25 protein-coding genes and 1 tRNA gene are annotated in these 25,664 nt (G+C 69.7%); 9 read left to right on the forward strand and 17 right to left on the reverse strand.

Going from position 1 to position 25,664, the window contains the following annotated elements:
- Positions 1–2: 2 nt before the first annotated feature.
- The 6 genes from mutM to A4X16_RS00280 all read right to left on the reverse strand — a co-directional run bounded on the left by mutM (position 3) and on the right by A4X16_RS00280 (position 5,116).
- Positions 3–869, reverse strand: coding sequence for a bifunctional DNA-formamidopyrimidine glycosylase/DNA-(apurinic or apyrimidinic site) lyase (mutM, locus tag A4X16_RS00255; protein ID WP_067114838.1), 867 nt, complete (start codon positions 867–869; stop codon positions 3–5).
- The gene (rnc, locus tag A4X16_RS00260; RefSeq protein WP_067114839.1) at positions 862–1,554 is read right to left on the reverse strand and encodes a ribonuclease III; all 693 of its coding nucleotides are present in this window, start codon (positions 1,552–1,554) and stop codon (positions 862–864) included. Before rnc ends, mutM begins: the two co-directional genes overlap by 8 nt.
- A gap of 13 nt (positions 1,555–1,567) precedes the next feature.
- Positions 1,568–1,777: a 50S ribosomal protein L32 gene (rpmF, locus tag A4X16_RS00265; protein WP_013586329.1), complete on the reverse strand. Its 210-nt coding sequence runs from the start codon at positions 1,775–1,777 to the stop codon at positions 1,568–1,570.
- Positions 1,778–1,779: 2 nt separating this feature from the next.
- On the reverse strand, positions 1,780–2,328 hold the full coding sequence (locus tag A4X16_RS00270; RefSeq protein ID WP_067115271.1) for a YceD family protein: 549 nt from the start codon (positions 2,326–2,328) through the stop codon (positions 1,780–1,782).
- An 86-nt stretch (positions 2,329–2,414) separates the two neighbouring features.
- Positions 2,415–2,912: a pantetheine-phosphate adenylyltransferase gene (gene coaD / locus A4X16_RS00275; RefSeq protein WP_067114841.1), complete on the reverse strand. Its 498-nt coding sequence runs from the start codon at positions 2,910–2,912 to the stop codon at positions 2,415–2,417.
- A gap of 29 nt (positions 2,913–2,941) precedes the next feature.
- The gene (locus tag A4X16_RS00280) at positions 2,942–5,116 is read right to left on the reverse strand and encodes an ATP-dependent DNA helicase RecG (RefSeq protein ID WP_067114843.1); all 2,175 of its coding nucleotides are present in this window, start codon (positions 5,114–5,116) and stop codon (positions 2,942–2,944) included.
- A 64-nt stretch (positions 5,117–5,180) separates the two neighbouring features.
- Here A4X16_RS00280 and rsmD point away from each other — a divergent pair, with 64 nt between their 5' ends.
- The gene (gene rsmD / locus A4X16_RS00285; RefSeq protein WP_067114845.1) at positions 5,181–5,753 is read left to right on the forward strand and encodes a 16S rRNA (guanine(966)-N(2))-methyltransferase RsmD; all 573 of its coding nucleotides are present in this window, start codon (positions 5,181–5,183) and stop codon (positions 5,751–5,753) included.
- Positions 5,754–5,793: 40 nt separating this feature from the next.
- Here rsmD and thiL read toward each other — a convergent pair whose 3' ends face one another.
- Positions 5,794–6,789, reverse strand: a complete 996-nt coding sequence (gene thiL / locus A4X16_RS00290) for a thiamine-phosphate kinase (RefSeq protein WP_067114847.1) — start codon at positions 6,787–6,789, stop codon at positions 5,794–5,796.
- Positions 6,790–6,812: 23 nt separating this feature from the next.
- Between thiL and A4X16_RS00295 the strand changes: the two genes are divergently transcribed.
- Positions 6,813–7,322: a DUF3515 family protein gene (locus tag A4X16_RS00295; protein ID WP_067114849.1), complete on the forward strand. Its 510-nt coding sequence runs from the start codon at positions 6,813–6,815 to the stop codon at positions 7,320–7,322.
- 30 nt (positions 7,323–7,352) lie between these two features.
- On the opposite strand, the gene A4X16_RS00300 is transcribed toward A4X16_RS00295, so the two are convergent.
- From A4X16_RS00300 to leuC, 6 genes are all read right to left on the reverse strand, one after another.
- Positions 7,353–8,435 carry a D-alanine--D-alanine ligase family protein gene (locus A4X16_RS00300; protein WP_067114851.1) on the reverse strand — a complete coding sequence of 361 codons (1,083 nt, stop codon included), beginning with the start codon at positions 8,433–8,435 and terminating at the stop codon, positions 7,353–7,355.
- Positions 8,335–9,474 (reverse strand): NAD(P)H-dependent glycerol-3-phosphate dehydrogenase, encoded by a 1,140-nt coding sequence (locus tag A4X16_RS00305; protein WP_067114853.1) that lies wholly within the window; start codon positions 9,472–9,474, stop codon positions 8,335–8,337. The genes A4X16_RS00300 and A4X16_RS00305 overlap by 101 nt, the downstream gene beginning before the upstream one ends.
- A complete protein-coding gene (locus A4X16_RS00310; RefSeq protein WP_067115280.1) occupies positions 9,464–10,219 on the reverse strand; it encodes a lysophospholipid acyltransferase family protein in 756 nt (251 codons plus the stop codon). The genes A4X16_RS00305 and A4X16_RS00310 overlap by 11 nt, the downstream gene beginning before the upstream one ends.
- Positions 10,220–10,224: 5 nt before the next feature.
- Complete coding sequence (murA, locus tag A4X16_RS00315) at positions 10,225–11,592, reverse strand: UDP-N-acetylglucosamine 1-carboxyvinyltransferase (RefSeq protein ID WP_067114855.1); 1,368 nt, start codon at positions 11,590–11,592, stop codon at positions 10,225–10,227.
- Between the two features lie 63 nt (positions 11,593–11,655).
- Entirely contained in the window at positions 11,656–12,252 is a 597-nt protein-coding gene (gene leuD / locus A4X16_RS00320; protein WP_067114857.1) for a 3-isopropylmalate dehydratase small subunit, read from the reverse strand.
- Entirely contained in the window at positions 12,252–13,739 is a 1,488-nt protein-coding gene (gene leuC, locus A4X16_RS00325) for a 3-isopropylmalate dehydratase large subunit (RefSeq protein ID WP_067114859.1), read from the reverse strand. Before leuC ends, leuD begins: the two co-directional genes overlap by 1 nt.
- A gap of 187 nt (positions 13,740–13,926) precedes the next feature.
- Here leuC and A4X16_RS00330 point away from each other — a divergent pair, with 187 nt between their 5' ends.
- Together A4X16_RS00330 and A4X16_RS00335 are read left to right on the forward strand one after the other, a co-directional pair.
- Positions 13,927–15,258, forward strand: a complete 1,332-nt coding sequence (locus A4X16_RS00330) for an O-acetylhomoserine aminocarboxypropyltransferase/cysteine synthase family protein (RefSeq protein ID WP_067114861.1) — start codon at positions 13,927–13,929, stop codon at positions 15,256–15,258.
- The gene (locus tag A4X16_RS00335) at positions 15,255–16,568 is read left to right on the forward strand and encodes an LLM class flavin-dependent oxidoreductase (RefSeq protein WP_067114863.1); all 1,314 of its coding nucleotides are present in this window, start codon (positions 15,255–15,257) and stop codon (positions 16,566–16,568) included. The genes A4X16_RS00330 and A4X16_RS00335 overlap by 4 nt, the downstream gene beginning before the upstream one ends.
- Before the next feature lie 42 nt (positions 16,569–16,610).
- Here the strand turns inward: A4X16_RS00335 and A4X16_RS00340 are convergent, their stop codons facing one another.
- Positions 16,611–17,108 carry a DUF427 domain-containing protein gene (locus A4X16_RS00340; RefSeq protein ID WP_067114864.1) on the reverse strand — a complete coding sequence of 166 codons (498 nt, stop codon included), beginning with the start codon at positions 17,106–17,108 and terminating at the stop codon, positions 16,611–16,613.
- Between the two features lie 36 nt (positions 17,109–17,144).
- Here A4X16_RS00340 and A4X16_RS00345 point away from each other — a divergent pair, with 36 nt between their 5' ends.
- Positions 17,145–17,738, forward strand: a complete 594-nt coding sequence (locus A4X16_RS00345; RefSeq protein WP_067114865.1) for an LON peptidase substrate-binding domain-containing protein — start codon at positions 17,145–17,147, stop codon at positions 17,736–17,738.
- Between the two features lie 24 nt (positions 17,739–17,762).
- Here A4X16_RS00345 and A4X16_RS00350 read toward each other — a convergent pair whose 3' ends face one another.
- Positions 17,763–18,767 carry a TerC/Alx family metal homeostasis membrane protein gene (locus A4X16_RS00350; RefSeq protein WP_067114866.1) on the reverse strand — a complete coding sequence of 335 codons (1,005 nt, stop codon included), beginning with the start codon at positions 18,765–18,767 and terminating at the stop codon, positions 17,763–17,765.
- A 277-nt stretch (positions 18,768–19,044) separates the two neighbouring features.
- Here A4X16_RS00350 and A4X16_RS00355 point away from each other — a divergent pair, with 277 nt between their 5' ends.
- From A4X16_RS00355 to A4X16_RS00365, 3 genes are read left to right on the forward strand one after another with little or no spacing between them, the layout of a single operon-like run.
- Entirely contained in the window at positions 19,045–19,599 is a 555-nt protein-coding gene (locus tag A4X16_RS00355; RefSeq protein ID WP_067114868.1) for an RNA polymerase sigma factor, read from the forward strand.
- Positions 19,596–20,699 (forward strand): DUF4349 domain-containing protein, encoded by a 1,104-nt coding sequence (locus tag A4X16_RS00360; protein ID WP_067114872.1) that lies wholly within the window; start codon positions 19,596–19,598, stop codon positions 20,697–20,699. The genes A4X16_RS00355 and A4X16_RS00360 overlap by 4 nt, the downstream gene beginning before the upstream one ends.
- Before the next feature lie 57 nt (positions 20,700–20,756).
- Positions 20,757–22,079: an acyltransferase family protein gene (locus A4X16_RS00365; protein ID WP_067114874.1), complete on the forward strand. Its 1,323-nt coding sequence runs from the start codon at positions 20,757–20,759 to the stop codon at positions 22,077–22,079.
- A gap of 77 nt (positions 22,080–22,156) precedes the next feature.
- Here the strand turns inward: A4X16_RS00365 and A4X16_RS00370 are convergent.
- Positions 22,157–22,229 (reverse strand) — tRNA-Glu (locus A4X16_RS00370).
- Positions 22,230–22,383: 154 nt separating this feature from the next.
- Between A4X16_RS00370 and A4X16_RS00375 the strand changes: the two genes are divergently transcribed.
- The gene (locus tag A4X16_RS00375) at positions 22,384–23,022 is read left to right on the forward strand and encodes an MBL fold metallo-hydrolase (RefSeq protein WP_067114876.1); all 639 of its coding nucleotides are present in this window, start codon (positions 22,384–22,386) and stop codon (positions 23,020–23,022) included.
- 131 nt (positions 23,023–23,153) lie between these two features.
- Here A4X16_RS00375 and pepN read toward each other — a convergent pair whose 3' ends face one another.
- Positions 23,154–25,637, reverse strand: a complete 2,484-nt coding sequence (gene pepN / locus A4X16_RS00380; protein ID WP_067114878.1) for an aminopeptidase N — start codon at positions 25,635–25,637, stop codon at positions 23,154–23,156.
- Positions 25,638–25,664: the final 27 nt, after the last annotated feature.

Below are 25,664 nucleotides of genomic sequence, written 5' to 3' on the forward strand. Positions count from 1 at the left end.
CCTCAGAGTCGGCGGCGCTGGCAACGCGGGCAGTAGTGACTCGACCGGTTCATGAACGCCTCGCGGCGGATCGGGCCGCCACAGCGCGGGCACGGCTGACCGCCGCGTCCATAGGCGTTGAGGGAATGGGCGAAGTAGCCGGCCTGACCGTTGACGTTCACGTACTGGGCGTCGAAACTCGTGCCGCCCTCCGCCAGCGCCTTCGCGAGCACGGTCCGCACCTCGGCGAGAAGTCGTCGCACGGCCTGCGTCGAGAGAGCGCTGGCCGGGGTCTCGGGATGGATCCGCGCCGCCCACAGCGCCTCATCGGCGTAGATGTTGCCGATGCCGCTGACGACCTGCTGATCGAGCAGGACGCGCTTGATGGCGCTGTTGCGGCGCGTCAGCGCCGTGCGGAAGGCCGGATCGTCGAAGTGCGGGTCGAGCGGATCCCGCGCGATGTGCAGGACCTGCGTGGGAATGGCGGTCGGCCCGTCGAGCACCAGAGTGTCCACCGCGAGCGATCCGAACGTGCGCTGATCGGCGAAGACGATGGCCAGCTCGCCGTGACTCGGATGCTCGATGCCGATCCGGACGCGCTCGTGTCGCTCCGCCGGAGCCTCAGGGGCCCTCAGAAGCATCTGTCCGCTCATCCCGAGATGAGCGATGAGGGCGGATGCGCCGGTGTCGAGGGGCAGCCACAGGAACTTGCCCCGACGCGCCGCCGCCGAGAAGGTGCGGCCCTCGAGACGAGCCGCGAAGTCCTCAGCGCCCGCGACATGCCGGGTGAGCGCGCGCTCATCGAAGACGCTCACACCCGTGATGAGCGCGCCGACCGCAGCAGGGGCGAGCCCGGCGCGGACCACCTCGACCTCGGGGAGCTCAGGCACGCTCGTTGATCAGGCGCCAGGCGCTCAGCGCGGCCGCCATCTCTGCGGTCTTCTTGCTGCTTCCGGTGCCGACCATCGTGACGTCGCCGACGACGACGGTCGCGGTGAAGCGGCGGTCATGATCCGGACCGCTCGCCTCCACCGAATACTGCGGCGGCGTGGAACCCACGCGAGCCGCGAGCTCCTGCAGGCTCGTCTTCGGATCCATCGCCGCGCCGTACCGCTCAGGGTCGGCGAGCAGCGGCTTCGTCAGTCGCAGCACGAGCTCGGTCGCCGCCTCGGGTCCGGCCGACAGATACGTCGCGCCGATGACGGCCTCCATGGTGTCCGCGAGGATCGAGTCCTTGTCGCGGCCACCGGTCTGCTCTTCGCCTCGCCCCAGCAGCAGATGCCGCCCCAGGCCGATGCCGCGGGCGACCTCCGCGAGGGCGACCGTCGAGACGACGCTCGCACGTCGCTTCGCCAGCTCTCCCTCGTCGAGCTCGGGGTGGGTGGTGAACAGCATGACCGTCACGGCCTGACCCAGCACCGAATCGCCGAGGAACTCCAGGCGCTCGTTGTGCGGGATGCCCCCGTGCTCGTAGGCGTACGACCGGTGGGTGAGCGCCAACTCCAGAAGCTCCGCGTCGATGTCGACGCGGAGCTTGTCGGGGAGAGGTCTCGTCCCCCGAGGGACCTCTGTCACGATGGCTCGCGACTCAGACGTCTGCGACCTTGCGACCCTTGTACTCGAGGAAGAGCTCGGTGCCCTGCGAGTCGGTGACGACCTTCGCCTGGTGGGGACGGCTGTAGACGACCTTGCCGTTCTCGATGGTCTTGACGAGGGCAGGAGCTTCCGCCTTCCACTGCGCGCGGCGCGAGCGGGTGTTCGAACGGGATACCTTGCGCTTCGGGGGGTTACCAGCCATGACTAGCTCTCTTCTTTCTCGGCGGCGCGGCTCTCTGCCCCGCCGTCCTGGTCTGTGATCTGCTGGAGCGCGCTCCATCGAGGATCGATGGGAGCCGCCTGCTCCGTTCCGATGCTCTCGGTCAGCCTCTCGCCCGTCTTCGGGTCGAGCCCGGGGCAATCCGGCTGACACACCGGCTGAAATGGAAGGGCCAGTACGGCCGCATCCCTGACAAGAGTTTCAAGATCCACGTGGTCGTCTTGAACCTCGAAGTCAGTTTCTTCCTCACCAGGATACGCGAAAAGCTCCTGGAACTCGACTTCGACGGGCCGAGCGATGTCGATCAGGCACCGACCGCACACGCCGGAGTACTCTCCGTCGGCCGTGCCGGACACCAGGATGCCCTCGTGGACAGACTCCAGGCGCACATCGACGTCCAGGGTCGAGCCCGCGTCGAACGCGACGATCCCCTCTCCCCAGGACTCGGCGAGAGTGACGGGGAAGACATGCTCGCGCATCTCGCCCGGCTTGCGGACGATGTCGCGGACGGGGAGGACGAAGGGACCATTCAGGCGGGAACGCACCCGTCGATTCTACCGGCTCAGGATGCCGGGGAGCTGGCTCCGACCTGAGTGCGCGGCGGCCGCCCGCACGGGAGTCAGATCCCGCGCGCTCCCGTGTCCAGGAACGCCGCGACAGCGGGAGGCACGAAGGGCGACACGTCGCCGCCGAGACCCGCGACCTGACGCACGAGCGAACTGGACACCAGCGCGTGCGACGGGTCGGGCAGCAGGAAGACGGTCTCGATGTCGGCGAGGTGCCGGTTCACGATCGCCATCGGCGTCTCGTACGCGACATCGATCTGCGACCGGATGCCCTTCACCAGGACCCCGGCGCCGACATCGCGCGCATAGTCGACGAGCAGGCCCATGCTCCACGAACCGACGATCACGTTGCCGTCGACGCCGTCCTCGGCGATCGACTGCTCGAGCAGCGTCATCCTCTGGGCGATCGGCAGCATCGCCTCCTTGCCGGGGTTGTGCACGACGAGCACGTGCAGCTCGTCGTACAGCCCCGCCGCGCGCCGGATCACATCGAGATGACCCAGGGTGGGCGGATCGAACGAACCGGGGACGACGGCGATCCGACTGCTCATGGCACCAGCCTAGGGCACGCCCCGAAGGCTCAGTTCTTCGCGAGAGCCGCGCGGTCCTCGTCGCTCACCCGCCGCGCGATCGCCGAGCGGAGACCCGGGTTCGACGCCAATGTCGGGTCGGCGGACAGGATCGCTTCGGCGAGCTCGCGCGCCGTGACGATGAGGTTCGAGTCCTTGACGACTCGGAGGAGCTTCAGGGACGATCGGACGCCGGCCTGTGCCGCGCCGAGGACATCGCCCTCGCCGCGCAGCTCGAGGTCGACCTCCGCGAGGGCGAATCCGTCGAGCGTCGCCGCGACGGCATCCACGCGCTCCCGCGCCACGGAGCCCGCTTCCGCCTCGGTGACGAGCAGGCAGAGCCCCGGCACGCCGCCGCGGCCCACTCGTCCGCGCAGCTGATGGAGCTGAGAGACGCCGAACCTGTCGGCATCGAGGACGATCATCGTCGACGCGTTGGGGACGTCGACGCCGACCTCGATGACCGTCGTGGCGAGGAGCAGATCGATCTCTCCCCGAGCGAACGCCTGCATGACCGCGTCCTTCTCCTCGGACGGCATGCGCCCGTGCAGCACAGCCCTGCGGAGGCCCCCGAGTCGCGGATGGGTCGCGAGCGCCTCGTCGAGCTGCACCACCCCCCAGCGCGGACCGGAGGCGCCCTCGGGCTGCGGAGCGAGCTGCTCCCCCGCTTCCGCGGTCTTCTTCGCCGTGTCGATCGCCGCGCACACCGCGAACACCTGTCTGCCCTGCGCGATCTCCTCGGCGGCGCGCTCCCACACCCTGGTGAACCACCCTGGATGCTCGGCAAGCGGCGCGACGAAGGACTCGATGCCCGCCCGTCCCTTCGGCATGGTACGGATCACGGAGGTGTCGAGATCGCCGAACACCGTCATCGCGACGGTGCGCGGGATGGGGGTGGCCGTCAGCACGAGCGCGTGCGGACTCGATCCCTTCGCGCGCAGCGCCTCGCGCTGCTCGACCCCGAACCGGTGCTGCTCGTCGACGACGACGAGACCGAGATCGGCGAAAGTCGTCTTCTCGCCGAGCAGGGCGTGAGTTCCGACGACGATCAGCGCCTGCCCGGAGGCCACGCGCAGCGCAGCCTTGCGACGTTCGGCGGCCGGGAGCTGTCCCGTGAGCAGCGTGGGCATCACGAGCGGGGCCAGCTGGGGACCCAGCATCTTGGTGATCGATCGCAGGTGCTGGCCGGCGAGCACCTCGGTGGGTGCGATCAGCGCGGCCTGGCCACCCGACTCGGCCACCTGCAGCATGGCGCGCAGCGCGACGAGGGTCTTGCCCGACCCCACCTCTCCCTGCACGAGCCGGTTCATGGGCCAGGGGGCGACGAGGTCGGCGGCGACCTGCTCGCCCACGGTCTGCTGATCGGGGGTCAGCGAATACGGCAGGGCCGCGTCGAATCGCTCGAGCAGTCCGCCGGACGAGGCCGGACGGGCGGTGGCCGCCAGCGCCCTCACCGCATCGCGCTGCTGCAGCAGGGCCGTCTGCAGCGTGAGCGCCTCGTGCATGCGCAGCGTGCGGACAGCGGGGTCGATGTCGTTGCGCGTCTTCGGCCGGTGGATCTGCTCCAGCGCCTCGCGGGCCGTCAGCAGCTCGTGGCGTCGGCGCACGTCGTCGGGCAGCGGCTCCGGGACCGAGGACAGAGCGTCGAGCACACGGCCGACGAACTTCGCGATCTGCCAGGTCTGGAGACTCGCCGTCGCGGGGTAGATCGGGATGAGCACGGCCGCCCGTGCATCCGCGCGCCGACGGGCGGCGTCCTCATCGTCGAACAGCTCGTACTCGGGATGCGAGAACTGGGTCGTGCCGTTGAACTCGCCGACCTTGCCGGAGAAGACGCCGCGCCGGCCGACCGCGAGCTCCTCGGTGCGCCACTTCGCCGCCCCGAGGTTCTTCGCGAAGAAGGTCAGCGACATCTTGCCGATCCCGTCGCCGATGATCACCTCGGCCATGGCACCGCGCCGGTTGCGCATCGCGCGGGCGCTCGACGACAGCACCTCCGCGACGATCGTCACCGTCTCGCCGATCGGGAGCTCGCGGATCGGCGTCAGCTCGCCGGGATCGGCGTACCGCCGCGGGTAGTGCGACAGGAGATCGCCCACGGATGTCATCCCGAAAGCACGATCGAGGGTCTTCGCCGGAGTCGTGCCGAGGGCCTCCTCGAGCGACGAATCGAGCGTGAGCGACATGTTCCGAGTCTAGGAGGCGCCGCCGACAACGCGACGATCGGCGACCCTGTCGTATCGTGAACGGGTGACGAGGATCATCGCCGGCACGGCGCGAGGTGCGCGACTGGACGTGCCGCAGTCAGGGACGCGGCCGACGAGCGACCGGGTGCGGGAGTCCCTCTTCGGATCCCTGGAGTCCTCGGGCGCGCTCGTCGGCGCCCGCGTGCTCGATCTGTATGCGGGGTCCGGAGCGCTCGGACTCGAGGCGCTGAGCCGAGGAGCGTCGTCGGCCGACCTCGTCGAGCAGGGCCGGGCAGCGGCCGCCGTCGTGCGGAGGAACGCCGCCGTGATCGCGAAGGCCGGTAGACCGAGCGCGGCCCGGGTCCACGAGAGCACGGTGCGCTCGTTCCTGCAGCGCGCGTCGGGCCCGTACGACCTCGTGTTCTCGGATCCGCCGTACGACCTGGCCGACGACGCCATGACCGCCGACCTCGTCGGCCTCGCGCGCCTGCTCTCCCCCGGCGCGCTCGTCATCGTCGAACGGGCCAGGAGGTCGACCCCGCCCGACCTGCGCGCCGCCGGGCTGGAGCCGGTCAGGGAGAAGACCTACGGCGACACCACGCTCTGGTGGGCCGAGCCCGCGCCCCCCGCGCCCTGAAACTGCACCGGGGCGGGTCTGTCGCCTCCGCGCCGTCGCGTCATCCGGCGGCGGAATCCCAATCCCGGTAGGGGTCCCACCCCGTGATGTCCACGGCAGCGCCGTCGAGCAGGAGCGACTCCGGTGAGCGCTCCTGCACGCGCCCGATGACACGGAAGCCCGGAGCCATCACGTCCGGCGGGAACGTCGCCAGAAGAGCATGATCCTCACCGCCCGCCAGAGCGCGCCGCGGATCGGGGCCGAGCGAACCGCCGTCGAGAGCGAGAGTGACGGTCGATGCGTCCGCCAGGCGAGCGGCGTCGATCGCGAGGCCGTCGGAGATGTCCATCATGGCCGTGGCACCGGCAGTCGCCGCGAACGGGCCCAACCCGATCGGAGGGGACGGGCGCAGCTGAGCATCCAGCGCCGCCCGCTCGCCGTCGGCGAGCAGCGCCGGATCCACCGGAACCGGGGTCTCCCCGTCACGGAATCGGGCGAAGAGGATGCCGAGCCCTCGTGCCGCATGACCGAGCTCGCCGGCGACCGCCACCACGTCTCCCGGTCGGGCACCGCTCCGGGTTACGGCCGCTCTGCCCTCGAGATCCCCGAGCGCCGTCACCGCGACGGTGAGCACGTCCGACACGGTCAGATCACCGCCGACCACCGCGCAGCCGGGCGCCAGCGCCGCACACGCCTCGCGGAACCCGTCGGCGAGGCGCTCGACGAACGAGAGCCGCAGATCGCGCGGGATCGCCAGCGCCACCAGCAGAGCCGTCGGTCGGGCGCCCATGGCCGCGACGTCGGCCAGATTGACGGCCGCCGCCTTCCAGCCGAGGTCGTAGCCGCTCGACCACGCGAGCCGGAAGTCGGGGCCGTGCACGAGCGTGTCCGTCGTCGCGACGACGGATCCCGACGGCGCGGCGATCACGGCCGCATCGTCGCCGGGGCCGATCATCGCATGGCTCGCCGGCGCCGTGCGCGCCAGGATCGCGCGGAGGACCTCCCCTTCGGAGAGATCGCCGAGGCGCGGATCATCGTCGACGGGTCGGGAGGGCATGGAGTCAAAGGTAGCCTGGATGCATGCCCCGAACTCGCCGTCTCACCGTCGTCGCGGGTGCCCTGGCCGTCGTCGCCGTCCTCGCCGGCTGCTCGACCACGATCCACCTCGAGCCCGCCGCCGACGCCAACGACCCGGCGTGCGCCGAGATCTCCGTGCTCCTCCCCGACGCGGTCGGCGACCTCGACCGGGTCTGGACCGACGCGCAGGCGACCGGTGCCTGGGGCGAGCCGACCGTCGTGCTGCGGTGCGGCGTCGAGCCTCCCGCCCCGTCCACCGAGGTGTGCACGACGATCGGCAACGTCGACTGGCTCGTCCTCGATCAGGAGGAGGAGCGGCAGCGTCTCGTGACGTACGGTCGCGAGCCGGCCATCGAGGTCGTCATCCGACGCGGCGAGGAGATCGATTTCCGCACGGTCGTCGAGAGCCTCACCACCAGCATCCGTGCGGGGATGCAACCCGCCACGGCGAACTGCACCGACCGCGTGCCGACGGGTGGCGCGGACGCCGGCGGAGCCGCGGGAGAGGGCTGATCCCTCGGGCTCCCGCGTCCCCCGGGCGCATCAGCGCCGCAGGCCCGCTTCGATGAGCTCGGAGATGAGGTCGCCGTAGCCGAGACCCGAGGCGACCCAGCACTTCGGGAACATCGAGATCGGCGTGAATCCGGGCATCGTGTTGAGTTCGTTGACGACGAGGTCGCCGGCGGGCGTGAGGAACATGTCTACCCGGGCCAGGCCGCGTCCGTCGACCGCGTCGAACGCCGCGATCCCGGCGGCCTGGATGGCCGCGGTCTCGTCCTCCGACAGCACGGCGGGGCACACCACGTCGACCCCGTCGCCGCCGAGGTACTTGCCCTCGAAGTCGTAGAATCCGCGCGAGGTGAGCACGATCTCTCCCGGGAGCGACGCCCTGACGCCGTCCGCGCCCTCGAGGATCGCGACCTCGATCTCGCGGCCGGAGACGCCCGTCTCGATGAGGACCTTGTCGTCTTCCGCGAACGCGACCGCGAGCGCGGCGTCGAGATCCTCTGCCGACTCGACCTTCGAGACGCCGACGCTGGAGCCCGCTCGCGCCGGCTTCACGAACAGCGGGAGCGCGAGTTCGGCGGCCGCCGCGCGGACGCCGGCCGGATCCTGCGCCCACTGACGCGCGCGCACGGTGACCCACGGCGCCACGGCGATGCCCGCCGCCTGCAGTGCGATCTTCATGAAGTGCTTGTCCATGCACAGCGCCGAGTCGAGCACGCCGCCACCTGCATACGGGACCTCGAGAGTGTCGAAGTACCCCTGGATGGTCCCGTCCTCGCCATGGGGACCGTGCAGGATCGGCAGGACGATGTCGATCGCGCCGAGACTCGCCGTCACGCCGTCGGCCTGCACCACGCGCAGCGTGCGGTCGCCGCCGGGCTCGGGCCACAGCACGCGCGTGCCGTTGTCGACCACCTCTGGCAGATGCGCGGCGTCGAGCGGGAACTTCGCGGGGTCGTCGTCCTCGAGCACGAAGGCGCCCTCGCGCGTGATCCCGACCGGGATCACGTCGTAACGATCACGATCGATCGCGCCCAGCACCCCTCCCGCCGTTGCGGAGCTGATCGAGTGCTCGCTGGAGCGCCCGCCGAAGAGCACCACCACCGTCTGCTTGTCCATGGTTGGTCCTCTCACCCTGAGGGGTGTCGTCGTCCGTCGTCAGGTGGGGTGCGATGTCGCGGGGGTCCATCTTCCCGTCGAGCACCATCTTCACCTGCTCGACGATGGGCATGTACACCTCGGACTCGCGAGCGAGCTGCAGCACGGGCGCGACGGACGCGAGGCCCTCGGCGGTCTGCTGCATCTGCTTCACGACGTCCTGGAAGCTGTATCCCTGGCCGAGCAGGCGCCCGGCCGTGTTGTTGCGGCTGAGGGGCGACTGGCAGGTCGCGATCAGGTCGCCGAGGCCGGCGAGTCCCTGCAGCGTCTCGGGGTGCGCGCCGTTGGCGACCGCGAAGTCCGTCATCTCGACGAGGCCGCGCGTGATGATCGAGGCCTTCGTGTTCTCGCCGTACCCGACGCCGTCGACGATGCCGATCGCCACGGCGATGAGGTTCTTCAGCACACCGCCGAACTCCGTCCCGATGACGTCGGTGTTGACGAAGGTGCGGAAGTAGTCGTTGCGCGCGGCGCGCGCCACCTCCTCGGCCGTCTCCTGGCTGCGAGAGGAGATCACCGCCGCAGTGGGCTGCTCCCTGGCGATCTCGAGCGCGAGATTGGGCCCGGATGCCACCGCGATGCGGTCGGGGTCGCAGCGGAGCTCCTGCTCGATGACCTGGCTCATGCGCAGACCGGTGCTGCGCTCGACGCCCTTCATGAGGCTGACGATCTTTGCGTCGCTGTCCGCGAGCAGCGGTCGCAGCGCCTTGAGGTTCTCGCGCAGGGACTGGCTCGGCACCGACAGGTACACCTGGTCGACCTCGCGGACGGCCAGGGCAAGCTCATGCGTCGCGGCCATCGTGCGGGGCAGGTTGATGCCGGGGAGGTACCGGGAGTTGCGCTTCGCCTCGTCGATCTCATGCGCGAGCTCGGCTCGCCGAGCCCACATCGTGACGTGAGCGCCGCCGTCGGCGAGGATCTTCCCGAAGGTCGTCCCCCAGCTGCCGGCGCCGACCACGGCGACGCGAGGACCCACCGCTGTCGTCCGCTTAGGAGTCAAGGCGCCCCGTCTCCTTCTGTCCGTGCGACGCCGGATTCCAGCGTTCGGCAGGAGCCTTCTCGTCACGGAGCCCCTCGAGGAGCGCCGTGATCGCGTTCATGAGACGGGTCGTCGCCTCGTTCAGCGCCGCCGCCTCGGTGGCGCGTCCGCGCAGGTCGGAGACGTCGACGGGGTCGCCGATCACCACATCCACCCGCTTGCGGAGCGGCCAGAGGCTGAGGCCCTTCTGATAGCGCCCCATGATCTCCTGGGTGCCCCAGTGCGCCATCGGGATCAGCGGGATGCCGTCGGCGAGTGCCAGTCGCACCGCGCCCGACTTGCCGCGCATCGGCCACATGTCGGGGTCGCGGGTGAGCGTGCCCTCCGGGTACACGATCACGCCACGGCCGTGCTCGACGAGCTCCTCCGACTGGCGGATGGTCTGCTTGGCGGCGGACGCCGATGACGAGCGCGCGACCGGCACCATCCCGGTGGCGCGCAGCACCCACCCGAGCACCGGCACGCGGAACAGGCTCTCCTTCGCCATGAAGCGGGGTGCGCGTCCGATCCGCCAGACGGCGACAGCCACGATCAACGGGTCGAACTCCGAGTAGTGGTTCGGCGCCAGCACGAACGCCCCGTCGCGCGGCAGCTTCTCCCGTCCCGTGATCCTGATCTTCGCGAGCAGCGAGATGAGCGGGATGACGATCGCCGCGAGCGGCCAGAACAGGCTCGGCCGCGTGGTCTCGGCGGACCGGGAACCCATGCCCGTCACCGGATGACGTCGAAGTCGGCGCCGAGGGCGTCGAGCTTGGCGAGGAACTTCTCGTATCCGCGGCTGAGGATGTCGACGCCGGAGACCTTCGACTCCCCCTCCGCCGTCAGAGCGGCGATGACATGGCTGTAGCCGCCGCGCAGGTCGGGGACGACGATGTCGGCGCCGTGCAGGGGCGTCGGACCCGTGATGACGGCGGCCTGCTCGAGATCGCGGCGGGGAACCCGTCGCGGTCCGTCCTGGAGCCCGCGAGGGTGCACGACGATGTCGGCCCCCATCTTCACCAGGGCCTCGGTGAAGCCCATGCGGTTCTCGTAGACCGTCTCATGCACCACGGAGCGCCCGTGCGCCTGCGTCAGCGCCACGACGAGCGGCTGCTGCCAGTCGGTCATGAATCCGGGGTGGACGTCGGTCTCGACGACGACGGGCTTGAGCTCGCCCTCGCGACGGAACAGGATGCCGTCCTCCTGGATGTCGAACCAGCCGCCGGCCTTGCGGAAGACGTTGAGGAACGTGAGCATCTCCTGCTGCTTGGCCCCGCCGACGAAGATCTCCCCGTCAGTGGCCAGAGCGGCCGACGCCCAGGACGCGGCCTCGTTGCGGTCGAAGATCGAGCGGTGGTCGTATCCGCGGAGCTTCTCGACGCCCTCGATGAGGATGACGCGGTTGGGCTCGTACGAGATGATCGCGCCCATCTTCTGCAGGACGGCGATGAGATCCATGATCTCGGGCTCGATCGCCGCGTTGCGCAGTTCGGTCGTGCCCTCGGCCCTGACCGCCGTGAGCAGGACCTGCTCGGTCGCCCCGACGCTCGGGTAGGGCAGGTGGATCTTCGCTCCGTGCAGGCGGTTGCCGCCCGTGGAGAGCCGGATGCCGCTCGGCAGCTTCTCGACGATCGCGCCGAACTTGCGCAGGGCGTCGAGGTGGAAGTCGATCGGGCGGTCGCCGATGCGGCATCCGCCGAGGTCGGGGATGAACGCCTGGCCCAGGCGGTGCAGGAGAGGGCCGCAGAACAGGATCGGGATGCGGGACGCGCCGGCGTGCGCGTCGATCTCCTCGAAGTGCGCGGATTCCACTCCGCTGGGATCGAACACGAGGGATCCGGGCTCGTCGCCCGGCACGACCTGCACGCCGTGGACCTCGAGGAGCGAGCGCACGACGGCGACGTCGCTGAGGTCCGGCACGTCGCGCAGGGTGCTCGCGGTCTCGCCCAGGAGCGTGGCGACCATGGCCTTGGTCGCCAGGTTCTTCGCACCCTTGACATCGACCCGCCCGCGAAGCGGGCGCCCTCCGCGAATGGCGAGGACGTCTCCGGTGAGTGGGGGAACTCCGTCCGGGAGAGCGTCGCGCACAGGTGTCGTCATTCGGGCCTCACTTCGTTCAACGGAATTCGGGGCGGGTCGCCCTCTGCTCCCCCGCCCCTCCGTTCACTGAACGGGAAGGGTCCGGGGCCGCCACGACTCGCGACGGGCCTCGAACTGCGCGATCTTGTCTTCGTTGCGCAGCGTGAGCCCGATGTCATCGAGCCCTTCGAGGAGCCGCCATCTAGTGTAATCGTCGATACCGATGTCGGCCTGGACGTCGCCGATCGAGGCGGTTCGCGCCTCGAGGTCGACGGTGATGCGGACGCCGGGATCCCGGTCGATCTCGGCCCAGATGCGCTCGAGATCCGCTTCTGAGATCGTGGCCGCGAGGAGTCCCTGCTTGCCCGAGTTGCCGCGGAAGATGTCGGCGAACCGCGGGCTGAGCACGACCTTGAAACCGAAGTCGCGGAGCGCCCACACGGCGTGCTCGCGGCTCGACCCCGTGCCGAAGTCGGGTCCGGCGACCAGGACGGAGGCGCCCTGGAACGGCTGCTGGTTGAGGACGAAGTCGTCCTCCTGGCGCCAGCCGTGGAACAGAGCGTCCTCGAAGCCGGTCTTGGTGACCCGCTTGAGGAAGACCGCGGGGATGATCTGGTCGGTGTCGACGTTGGACCGCTTCAGCGGCGCGGCGACGCCGGTGTGCGTCGTGAACTTCTCCATCAGATGACTCCGTCCGTGGTCGCGCCTGCGGCGGTGCCCACGGGCACACCCTCCGTCAGGTCGCCGGGGCTCGACAGGGTGCCGCGGATCGCCGTCGCTGCGGCGACGAGCGGCGACACGAGGTGCGTGCGGCCGCCCTTGCCCTGGCGCCCCTCGAAGTTGCGGTTCGACGTCGACGCGCAGCGCTCCCCCGGCGCGAGCTGATCGGGATTCATGCCGAGGCACATCGAGCACCCGGCGAATCGCCACTCCGCGCCGAAGTCCTTGATGATCCGGTCGAGCCCCTCGGCCTCGGCCTCGAGGCGGACCCTCGCCGAGCCGGGGACGACCATGACGCGGACTCCGTCCGCCTTCTTCTTCCCCTCGATGATCGACGCGAATGCGCGGAGGTCCTCGATGCGGCTGTTGGTGCACGAGCCCATGAAGACGGCGTCCACCGGCACCTCCTTGAGCGGGGTGCCCGGAGTGAGATCCATGTACTCCAGTGCCCGCTCCGCAGCGGCGCGCTCGTTCGGGTCCGCGATCTCGGCCGGGTCGGGCACGGATGCAGAGAGCGAGCTTCCCTGACCGGGGTTCGTGCCCCAGGTCACGAACGGCTCGAGCTCGTCGGCGTCGATGAAGACCTCGGCGTCGAAGACCGCGCCGTCATCCGTCGGGAGAGTGCGCCAGTAGGCGACCGCGTCGTCCCAGTCCTGTCCCTTCGGCGCATGCGGACGGCCTTCGAGGTACGCGAACGTCGTCTCGTCCGGCGCCACCATCCCGGCGCGGGCACCCGCTTCGATGGACATGTTGCAGATCGTCATGCGGCCTTCCATCGACAGCGCGCGGATCGCGCTGCCCCGGTACTCCAGCACGTAGCCCTGCCCACCGCCGGTGCCGATCTTGGCGATGACGGCCAGGATGATGTCCTTCGCCGTGACGCCCGGTCGCAGCGTCCCCTCGACCGTGATCGCCATGGTCTTGAACGGCTTGAGCGGCAGCGTCTGCGTGGCCATCACGTGCTCGACCTCGCTCGTGCCGATGCCGAACGCCATCGCGCCGAACGCGCCGTGGGTCGAGGTGTGGGAGTCGCCGCACACCACGGTGATGCCCGGCATGGTGAGGCCCAGCTGGGGTCCGACCACGTGGACGATGCCCTGCTCCGCGTCCCCCAGGGAGTGCAGGCGGACGCCGAACTCGGCGGCGTTGCGGCGCAGCGTCTCGATCTGGGTGCGGCTGGTGAGGTCGGCGATCGGCTTGTCGATCTCCCAGGTCGGGGTGTTGTGGTCCTCCGTGGCGATCGTGAGATCCAGACGACGCAGGGGGCGGTTCTCCGCCCGCAGTCCATCGAACGCCTGAGGGCTCGTGACCTCGTGAACGAGGTGCAGGTCGATGTAGAGGAGGTCGGGCTCGCCGTTCTCGCCCTTGACGACGAGGTGATCGTCCCAGACCTTCTCGGCGAGGGTCCTGCGGGGTGCGGAGGCAGAGTCTGCTGCGGGGGTGTTCATTGCGTATCTCCTGGGGATGGCGGTTCGGCCCACGATGGACTCCGCGACGAGGAGGGGCTCAGAACGAGGTCTCGTCGCGGCCGCTAAGAAGGAGCACGATCCGCATGACGTCAGGTTACCACCGCTTCTGCGGTGCGAGTCACGGCGTGACACTCTACTGTCACCCGCTGCACCGAGAGGCACCCGCATGACCGTCGAGACCACCGGCTTCGCCACGAGGGCGGTCCACGCCGCCCGCAACCAGGGCACCGCATCGTCGCGCGCGATGCCGATCTACCTGACCGCCGGGTTCGAGTTCGACGACTTCGACCACGCCGCCGGCCACTTCGGCACCGGCGCCGGCTTCGGGTACACGCGCACCGGCAATCCGACGGTCCACGCCGTCGAACGGCAGCTCGCCGCCCTCGAAGGCGGCGCCGATGCCGTTCTGGTCGCGAGCGGGCAGGCGGCGGTCGTCACGGCCTTCCTCACCGTCGCCGGCGCGGGCGACCACATCGTGTCCTCGACCCACATCTACGAGGGCACGCGCGGACTCCTCCTCGACAACCTCGCCCGTCTCGGCATCGAGACGACGTTCATCGACGAGATCGGCGACCCGGAGGCCTGGCGCGCGGCGATCCGCCCGAACACCCGCGCCCTCTTCGCCGAATCGATCGCGAACGCGCGCAACGACATCCTCGACATCGCCGCCGTCAGCGCCGTCGGCGACGAGTTCGCGGTGCCCCTGATCGTCGACAACACGCTCGCCACCCCGTATCTCGTGCGACCCCTCGAGCACGGGGCGTCGATCGTGGTGCACTCCGCGTCCAAGTTCCTCGCCGGCCACGGGTCGGTGCTCGGCGGCGTCATCATCGACGACGGTCGCTTCGACGCGACCGCAGCCGGCCACAACGCGCCCCACCTCGTGCTCCCCGGTCGCGGCGGGCTGGCGAGTGTCGCCGCGCGTCACGGCGGACGTGCCCGGATCGCGTACGCGCGGGAGTCCGTGGCTCCGCGGTTCGGCGCGTCGCCCTCGCCCCTCAACGCGTTCCTCATCGGTCAGGGCGCCGAGACCCTCGGCCTCCGGGTCGAGCGGCAGTCCCTCAACGCCCTCGAGGTCGCACGGTGGCTCTCCGCGCATGACGCCGTCGAGAGCGTGGACTACGTCGGTCTGGAGACGCATCCGGATCATGCGCTCTCCGCCCGCTACCTGCACAACGGACACGGATCGATCTTCACGTTCACCCTCCGCGGCGGTCTCGATGCCGCGCGGACGTTCGTCGAGGGTGTCTCCGTGTTCACGCACATGACGCACATCGGCGACGTGCGTTCCCTCGTGCTCCATCCCGGAACCACCAGCCATGCCCATCGCACCGAGGACGAGCGCGCTGTCCTCGGCGTCCGCCCCGGCACCCTGCGCCTCTCGATCGGCATCGAGGACGTCGCCGACCTCCTCGCGGACCTCGATCGGGTCCTCAGCGTCGTGGACCGAACGCTCGATCACGCCGACCTCGAGCCCGTGGGCGAGGCGGCGGCATGACCGGACTCCAGCATTTCGGCTGGTTCCTCGCCCGGGGGTTCGGCCCGCAGGGCTGGGGCTATCCCTCGCTCGACTGGGACTACGACTGGACGCGTCCGGAGGTCTACCAGGAGGCGGCGCGCACGCTCGAGCAGGCCGGATTCGATCTCGTCATCATCGAGGACGCCCCGTCGCTCGGGTCGGCGGAGACGATCGATCTGCGCGTGCGCCACGCGTTCGGCGGCCCCAAGCACGATCCCCTCCTTCTCGCGCCCTACCTGTTCCAGGCCACACGCCACCTCGGGATCGTGCCGACGGTGAATCCGGCGGCGACCCTTCCCTATACCGCGGCTCGGCAGTTCTCGACGCTGCAGCACCTGAGCGGGCACCGTCTCGGTCTCAATGTCGTCACCGACACCGGGAGCGCACGACACTTCTCCGCCGAGCCGCAGCTCGACCACGACGCAGCCTACGATCGCGCCGAGGAATGGCTCGACGGCATCCGCTCCCTCTGGCGGAGCTGGGACGACGGCGCTCTTCTCACGGATCGCGAGACGGACGTCTACGCCGACGGATCGCGACTGCGCGCCGTCCGGCACCGTGGTCCGCACTTCTCGTTCGACGGCCCCCTCAACGCCATCCCGTTCACCGACGGCGAGCCGGCGATCGTCTCGCCCGGCGGATCAGGAAGGGGGCTCGGGTTCGCGGGCGCGAACTCCGACGTCCAGCTCGCGCTCGCCCCCCTCACCGAGACGTCGGTGCGGGCATACCGCGCGAAGATCCACGACGCGGCCCGAGCGGCGGGGCGCGTTCCGGAGGACGTCCAGATCCTCTTCGCGATCCAGCCGGTGATCACTCCGTCCGCGGATGAGGCCGACCGCATCGTCGCGGCATCGGCGGATCCGGACGACGCGACCCTCGTGCAGATCGCGCGGAAGCAGTCGAGCGATCTCGAGACCGACCTGACCGCACTCGACCTCGACGCGCCGCTCGATCCGTCGATCTTCGGCGCGCACGTGTCGCGCGGCAGCATCCAGCGTCTGGTCGGGGATCGGGACGAGGACGCCCCCCTGCGCGCTCATCTCACCGCCCTCGCCCGCGCAGGTCGGATGTCCGACCGCTCCGGCTTCGTCGGCACCGCCGAGGAGTTCGCCGACCTGATCGAGGAGCTCGGCGACTGGGGCAACGACGGGGTGCTGCTGTGGGGCGACTTCCATCCCGTCACCCTGCACCGCACACTCGACGAGCTGGTTCCCGTCCTGCGCCGGCGTGGGGTGCTCCGGCGGGAGTACGTCGACGGCGGCCTGCGGGCGAACCTGCGCGCGTTCTGAGTCGAGGACCGGCTCTCGGAGCTCCGCCTGCGTGGGGCGGCTCTACCAGCCGAGCGACCCCGGCCCGCCCTTGAAGGGCCCGACAACCGAGGAGGTGACCCACCCGCCGTAGAAGCCACCGGGCTGCGGCGCGACCACCTCGTCACCGACCGTGCATCGATCCATCGGACCGGCATACACGGCGACCCTCTCGGTGAGAGCCTCGAAGCCCGCAGACGGGTGCGGATAGTTCCACGCCGCGCCGGCGGCCACTTCGCCTCCGCCGCGGACGTCCAGATAACGGGCGGCGCCCTTGAACTCGCAGAACGAGGAGCCGGGAGCGTCCACGAGCGCCCCTGCCACGAACGCGTCCATCGGAAGGTAGTAGACGGGAGGGTGACTCGTCTCGAGCACCCGCACCGCATCGCGCGTGTCGGCGATCAGCCCGCCGCCCAGGCGGATCGTGACACGGTCGTCGACCCTCTCCACCCGGGGCGGTCGGGGGTAGTCCCACACGGACTCCTGACCGGGACCGGGGACGACGGGACGAGGTCTGCGCATCTGTTCACTGTACGTCTCGCGGTGTTGACTGGGGTCATGACCGCGACACCGATGTTCCCGCTCGGCTCCGTGCTCTTCCCGCACACGCCGTTGCCGCTCCGTGTCTTCGAACCGCGCTACCTCACCATGATCGGCCGTCTCCTCGACGAGGACGACCCGCAGTTCGGCGTCGTGCTCATCGAGCGCGGCCACGAGGTCGGTGGCGGTGATCGACGCAGCCGCATCGGCACGATGGCTCGGCTGCTGAGCGTCGCGGCCGACGCGGACGTCCTCCACACGGTGGCGGTCGGCACGACCCGGTTCACCGTCGATTCGTGGACGGACGATGATCCCTACCCGAGGGCCGAGCTCCGCGCACTGCCCGATCTGACATGGAACGACGCGCTCGCCCCTGTGCGCATCGAAGCGGAGGCGATCGTCCGACGCGTGCTCGCGCGATTCGACACGGGATGGGATGCCGACGTCGAGCTGTCGGACGATCCGGTGGCGGCCGCGTGGCAGCTCGCGGCGATCGCGCCCCTGGGCGAGTACGACCGGTACACGCTGCTGCAGTCCACGACGATCGGCGCCCTCCTGCGTCAGGTCATCGATCTGACCCTCGACGCCGAGGCGCTGTGGGCGGCCGAGTGACCCCGGGCGTCGAGAGCCGATCTGCTACTTCGCCGTCGGCGCGATGCGCTCCGCGCGCTTCTCCCGCGACGAGGCGATGAGGCTGGCGACCGTCGCGACGGTCATGGAGACGAGGATCACTCCGAGGGACACCAGGTTGTCGATATCGGGCACCCACTCGACGGGCCGGCCGCCGTTGATGAAGGGCAGCTCGTTCTCGCGCAGCGCACCCAGGATCAGCTTGACGCCGATGAATCCGAGGATCACGGCGATGCCGTAGTGGAGGTAGCGGAGGCGGTCGAGCAGGTCGCCGAGGAGGAAGTACAGCTGACGCAGACCCATGAGGGCGAAGATGTTGGCCGCGAAGACGAGGAAGCCGTTCGTGGTGATCTCGAAGATGGCCGGGATCGAGTCGACCGCGAAGATCAGGTCCGTCACGCCGATCGTGATGAACACGATGATCATGGGCGTCCACATGCGCGTGCCGTCGACGGTCGTGCGGATCTTCGAGCCGTCGTAGGTCTCGCTGATGTCGATGCGGCGGCGGAGCAGTCGCACGATGAAGTTCTCGCGCTTGACGTCGTCCTCGTGCTCGCCTTCGGGCATCGCCTGCTTGATGGCGGTGTAGATGAGGAAGGCGCCGAAGATGTAGAAGATCGGCGAGAAGTGCTCGATGACCGTCACGCCGACGAGGATGAACGCGCCGCGCAGGATCAGCGCGATGATGATGCCCACCATGAGCACCTGCTGCTGCAGACGTCGCGGCACCGCGAACTGCGCCATGATCAGCACGAACACGAAGAGGTTGTCGACCGAGAGGCTGTACTCGAGCGCCCACCCGGTGATGAAGTCCCCGGCGTTCCGCCATCCGGCCACGTTGCCGAGGATGACGGCGAACAGGAGCGCCAGTGCGACGTAGAAGACCACCCACAGCGTCGACTCCTTGGTCGACGGGATGTGCGGACGGAGCCGGATGAGGAGGAGGTCGCCGATCAGGATGATCGACAGGACGATCATCGAGGTGATCTCGAACCAGACGGGAATGTCCAAGGGCGCACGTGGCCTTTCGGGAGGAGGGGTCGTGAGGTATCGAAAGTCTCTCCCACGCACGGAGTGCGTCGCACGACCGGAGCAGCGATGACGGTGCTCGTGATGACGGTGGGTGCGGTTGCGGGATACTCCCTCTCGCGTCACCCATGCTAGCGGAGAGCAGGCGTCGGAGAGCGGAACATCCGTGCGGCTCCCCTGCCGGTTCCGCGATCGGGATTCTGAGACGATGGGGCTCAGGTCGACACTTCCCGGGAGAGAGACATCGAACGGAATCAGGATGCCGCAGACGAGTGATCAGAAATGGGCGGCCCAGGCCGCGGCCGGCGACGAGAGCGCCTTCCGCGAGCTGTACCGCCTCCATGTCCGACCGGTCTACTGGATCGCCCACGGCATCCTCGGCTCTCCCGCCGACGCCGAGGACGTGGCTCAGGAGACCTTCGTGACCGCGTGGCGCAAGCTGCCGGGGCTCGAGCTCCAGGGCACGTCGATCCTTCCGTGGCTGGCGACCATCTGCCGGTTCCAGGCGGCGAACCGCCTGCGGCAGCGCCGGCGGGATCAGGCGCACACGACGGATGCGGTCGATGACGCCCTGCCGTCGACCGTGAGCGTCGAGGAGCAGGTGATCACCGCGGCGCTCGCCGAGCGCATCGCCGCAGAGGTCGGCACTCTGAGCGAGCTCGATCGCGCGATCTTCCGGCTCTGCGCGAGCGAGGGCTACGCCTACCAGGCAGCGGCCGACGAGCTCGGCGTGAGCCACGCGATCGTCCGGAACCGTCTCTCCCGAGTCCGCACCCGCCTGCGCGGTGCCGTGAAGGAAGCGAGCGACGCATGAACCACCAGACGACAGACGAGCTCCCGGACCTCCCGGACACGTCGATCACCCGCATCGAGAAGGCGGTGTTCGACGAGATCGCCGACGAGCGACCGCGCACGCCGGCCTCGGGATCCCGCGCGCGCTCGCGCCGACGCGGCTGGCTCACCGGCGTGGGGGTCGCGGCCGCCTTCGCCGTGGGGGTGCTCGTCACTCCACCCCTCCTGAACGCGGTCGGCGGAGGGGCGAGCAGCACGGCGGACGGCGGCTACTCGCTCACCGGCGGCGCGGTGCCCGAGTCGAGCGCGGTCTCGCCCGATCGCAGCGCACCCGGCGCGACGACCGACCAGGCGGAGAGCTCCGCGCTGGTGCCGGGCGCCGCCGAGGACTCCGGCCGGGAGATCATCGCGACGGCGTCCGCGACGGTCGAAGTGGACGACATCTCGGATGCGGCCGACGACATCGCGGCGCTCGCCGACTCGCGAGGCGGGTACGTGGAGAGCACCGAGGTCGGGAAGAGCCTCGCGATCGACGGCACATCCGACCCTGCACAGGTCGATCCCGGCTACGGCTGGATCAGCATCCGGGTCCCTTCGGCCGCCCTCGCCGACGTGATCGACGACCTGTCCGACTCGGGCGAGGTCGTGTCGTCGTCAATCTCCCAGCAGGACGTGACGTCGACCGCCATCGACCTGCGCGCTCGGGTGGACGCGACCCGTGCGTCGGTCCAGCGACTCACCGAGCTGATGAGCCAGTCGGGGAGCGTGTCGGAGCTGATCGAGGCCGAGGTCGCGCTCACCGACCGCCAGGCGCAGCTGGAATCCTATGAGCAGCAGCTGACGGCACTCGAGGATCAGGTCTCCCTGTCGACCCTCCAGGTGCAGCTGACCCGTGCTCTCGAGCCGACCACGGCCGACCCTGCGGGGTTCGGCGACGGGCTGCTCGCGGGATGGAACGGCCTCGTGGTCTCGCTCAACGCCCTCGTGATCGCCGTGGGGTTCGTTCTCCCGTGGCTGGGGGTCGCCGCCGTGGTCGTCCTGATCGTCTGGCTGCTCCGTCGCGCACGGCGGAACAGTCGGGAGCGCTCGCGAGGCCGCCTCTCGGACACCTCCGAGGGCTGAGCATCACGAGAGCCAGCATGCCGGGTCGACGAGCCGACCGCCGCTAGAGTCATCCGCATGAGCAGCGCCGCCACGGATCAGACGACCCTCGCCGTTCCCGCGGGACGCGACCTCACGCTCGATCTGGCTCGCGTCTCCTGCGTGCTCCTCGTGGTGTTCGTGCACATCCTGTTCACGGGCGTCGGACGCCTGCCCGACGGCTCTCTCCTGATCGAGCGCACCGTCGAGGCGCAGCCGTGGTTCACCGCGGCGTCATGGATCGCGAACATCATGCCGCTGTTCTTCGTCGTCGGCGGATACGCGTCGCGCGCCGGCTGGCGCTCCGCGGTGACCAGGGGCGACTCGGTCGACGACTTCGTGCGCGTGCGCCTCCTGCGCCTGGCACGACCCGCGCTGCCCGTGCTGCTGTTCTTCAGCGTCGCCCTGGGGGTGACGCGTCTTCTCGGCGTGGACCCCGCGCTGGTCGACGTCGTCGCGATCGGGGTCGGCTCGCCGCTCTGGTTCCTCGCGGCGTACATGATCGTGCAGGCCCTGGCACCGGCGATGATGCGGTTGCACGAGCGGTTCGGCCCGAGAGTGCTGCTCGGGCTGCTCGTCATCGCCCTCGTCGTGGACGCCGTCCGCTTCACCGTGATCGGCGGACTCCTGGGCATCCCGCCCGTCGCAGGGACCGGCTACGGAATCGGCCAGGAGCTGTTCGGCATCCCGAACATCATCGCCGTCTGGCTGTTCGCTCAGCAGATCGGCTTCTTCCTCTTCGACGGGTGGTTCGCGGCCCGCCGCGGGTGGCAGCTCCTGCTCCTCGTCGCGGCGGGCTACGGCGGGCTGTGGGGACTCGTCTCACTCGGCGGGTACTCGTGGAACATGCTGGCCAACCAGTGGCCGCCGACGACGCCGATGATCCTCCTCGCCGTGATCCAGGCAGCGGCCCTCACACTGCTGCACACGCCCCTCACGCACCTCATGACGAGCAGGATCGCTCAAGGCGTCGTGCTCGTCGTGGGATCGCGTCTGATGACGATCTACCTGTGGCACCTACCGGTCATCATGCTGCTCACCGGCGTCCAGCTCCTGCTCCCCCTCCCCCTCCCGGCACCGGGGAGCGCTGCGTGGTGGTGGACGCGACCGGTCTTCCTCCTCGTCGTCCTGGCGGTGGTCTGGGCGCTGTCGCTGTGGCTCGTGCGGTTCGAGAGGATCCCCGCTCAGGGCGCACCGCGTGTCGAGGCACGATCCGCGACCGTCACCGCCGTGCTGCTCTTCGTGGTTCCGATCATCGCGATCACCGCCTACGGACTCGACTTCCCGCTCGCCGCGATCGCTGTCGTCTGCACGACGGCGGCCGTCGTGCTCGTCGACTCGAGACGAGCACCGACCCTCTGATCGGGGCCACGGCGGCACATCGCGCCGGAGAACGAGGAAAGCCCCCCGGCGCACCGGAGGGCTTTCTTCGTGTTGTGTGACCCCAGCGGGATTCGAACCCGCGTTACCGCCGTGAGAGGGCGGCGTACTAGGCCGCTATACGATGGGGCCGTCTGGCGGGGCGTTTCCGTCCCGCGACAACTGTTCAAGTATGCCACGACGATTCTCGCGTCGCCAAATCGGCGCCCCGGCTCATCGATTCCCGGGCGTGGCGCGCCGCGCGCGAGGGTTTGCCTCACCGCTCCCGAAGGGGTTGACTCATCCCATGCGCGTCACGAAATTCGAACATGCCGCCCTTCGCATCGACAAGGGAGACGACGTCCTCCTGATCGATCCCGGCTCCTTCACCACTCCCCTCGCCGATCTGTCCGGACTCGTCGCGGTGGTCATCACGCACGAGCACCCCGACCACTGGACTCCCGAGCACCTGGACCGCATCCTGAGGGCCGCCCCGGGGACGCCGATCTACGCGCCCGCCGGCGTCGCGAGCGCGGCCGCCGGGTACGAGATCGTCGTGGTAGCGCCCGGGGACACGATCGAGGTCGGCGCCTTCTCGCTCCGCTTCTTCGGCGGCCGACACGAGGTGATCCACTCCTCGCTGCCGGTCGTCGAGAACGTCGGCGTGCTCGTGGACGATGTCCTCTACTACCCCGGAGACTCGTACGCCGTGCCCGAGGACGTGCAGGTCGACACTCTCGCCGCGCCCCTCGGAGCTCCGTGGCTCAAGATCGGCGAGGCCATGGACTACGTGCTCGCGGTGAAGCCCCGCCGGGCGTTCGGCACGCACGACATGACGCTGTCCGTGGCGGGCAAGACCATGCATCGCCAGCGTCTGCAGTGGGCGACGGAACAGGGCGGCGGGGAGTTCTCCGTGCTCGAACCGGGCGACTCCCTCGATATCTGACGATGCCGCGGCACGCACTCCTCCCCGATCCGTCGCGGCGGCTGCGCTTCCGCGAGATGACCCCCGCCGACCATCGCGGATGACCGAGCGCACCCGTGGATCGTGCGCACGGTCATGGACATGCGCATCCCCTAGGAGTGCGTCGCCCGCACCCGCAGATCACGGGCGAGGTGGTCCCGCTGCTCCACGACGATGCGCCGCAACGCCGCCGGCGCGGCCTCGTTCTCCGCGATCCACGCGTCGACGGCGTCGAGCGTCTCCGACGCGGGGAAGAGACCGACGACGAGACGCTGCGCCAGCTCAATGCTGCGCGTCCGCCAGGCGTCCAGGATCCGCGCGAAGTACTCGGCGTCGAACTCGGAGATGAGATCACGACGCCCGCCCGCGCGGAATCCGGCGATCTCGGCGTCGAGATGATCGTTGCTCAGGGCGGTGTCGTTCCAGGCGGCGTCCCATGCATCCGCACGGACGCGTGCCACGGGCCGCGACGCGAGGGCCCGTCGTGCAGCCGTGCGACCGCTTCCCGTGTCGTCGCGCTCGAGCTCCGCGGCGATGTCCTCCGCGTCCGCGTGCCCCGTCGTCGCGAGCGCCGTGAGAAGCTGCCAGCGCAGATCGGGATCGACGGTCAGCCCCTGCGGCACGTCTCCGTCGAGGAGCGCACGGACATCCTCCCGACGCTGATCGGAGAGCGACGAGGCGGTCGCGAAGGCCCGAGCCCACGACAGCTGCGCGTCGCTTCCCGCCTCGGACGTCTGCAGAGCCTCCCAGGTGCGCTCCACCCAGTGCCGCTCCTCGTCGGGCCGTGCCTCGTCGGGCGTGAAGTGCCGCAGCGCATGCACGGCATTCGCGAGGATGCCCGTCAAGAGCCCGATGTTCGACTCGCCCGGCGCATGCGACCGCACGACTCCGAGGTAGCGGGTCGCCGACAGCTCGCCGTCGCGGGTGGCGTTCCAGACGGATGACCACACGAGAGCCCTGGCGAGGGGATCCTCGATCGCCGAGAGCGACTCCTCCACCGTGGTGAGCGACCTCTCGTCGAGGCGGGCCTTCGCGTAGGTGAGGTCGTCGTCGTTGAGGAGGACGAGATCGGCGTCGTCGAGGTCGATCGGAGTGCGCTCCTCGCGGATGTCGACCTCGATCTGATCCCGTCGCACGACGCGTCCGTACACGAGCTCATAACGGCCGATCCTGAGGCGGTGCGGGCGTGGATCGCTCTGGACGAGCACGGCCCGGCCTTCGTCATCCCGCTCGACATGCAGCGTCGACAGTCCCGTGGTCTCGAGCCAGGCATCCGCCCATTCCGACATGTCCCGTCCGGAGACGGCGCTCAGCTGCACGAGGAAGTCCTCGAGAGTCGTGTTGGCGAAGGCATGCGCCTGGAAGTATCGGCGCGCGCCCTCGAAGAAGGCGTCGTCGCCGACGAAGGCGACGAGCTGCTTCAGGACCGCAGCGCCCTTGGCGTAGGTGATGCCGTCGAAGTTCAGCTTCGCTGCCTCGAGGTCGGTGATGTCCGCGACGATCGGGTGCGTGGTCGGAAGCTGGTCCTGCTGATAGGCCCAGGCCTTGCGATTGGCGGCGAAGCGCACCCAGGCGTCGTGGTATCGCGTCGCGACGGCGGAGGCATGCGATCCCATGTAGTCGGCGAACGACTCCTTGAGCCACAGGTCGTCCCACCATCTCATCGTGACGAGGTCGCCGAACCACATGTGCGCCATCTCGTGCAGCACGGTGTTCGCACGGGCGCCGCGCTGGGCGTCGGTCGCCGCCCCGCGCGACAGATACGACTCGGTGAACGTCACGAGGCCGGGGTTCTCCATCGCGCCGAGGTTGTACTCGGGCACGAAGATCTGGTCGTACTTGCCCCAGGGATACGGATAGGCGAAGGCATCGGTGAAGAAGTCGAGGCCCTGACGCGTCACCTCCAGGATCTCGTCCGACTCGAGGAACTGCTCGAGCGAACGTCGTGCGAACAGCCCCAGCTCGACGAGCTGGTCGTCGCGTCGCCACTCACCGCCGATCCGCGCGTACGGTCCCGCGGCCACCGCGGTGATGTAGCTCGAGATCGGGAGGGTCGGCCGGAACTCCACCCGCTGCACGCCCACCCCGACATCCACATGCTCCGCGGCCTGATTCGAGAGCACCTCCCAGCCCGCGGGCGCGTCGACGACGAACGTGTAGGGGGCCTTGATGTCGGGCTGCTCGAAGCAGGCCATGACCCGGCGCGAGTCGGCCGGCTCGTACTGCGTGTACAGGTAGGTCAGGTCATCGGCGGGGTCGTGGAACCGGTGCATGCCCTCGCCGGAGCGGCTGTAGGCGGCGACGGCCTCCACGCGCACGACACTCGTCCCGGACAGCCCGCTCAGCTCGATGCGCGAGCCGTCCCAGACGACCTCCTGCTCGACGCCGTCCACGGTCACCCTGTCGACGGACTCCCCGATGAAGTCCAGCCAGGTCGAGCCTCCGGTCGACGCGAACTCCAGCGTCGTGATCGACGGGAACCCGGTGCGCGCACGCTCCGGGGCACCCGTCAGGTCGAGCTCGACGCGGATGCTGCGGACCGACACGGCGGCGGATCTCGCAGCCGTCTCCTCGCGGGTCAGATTGGCTGTGTCCATGTCTCCATCCTGTCACCCGGTCGTCGA

The organism is Microbacterium sp. H83 (assembly GCF_001650405.1).
Lineage (GTDB): Bacteria > Actinomycetota > Actinomycetes > Actinomycetales > Microbacteriaceae > Microbacterium.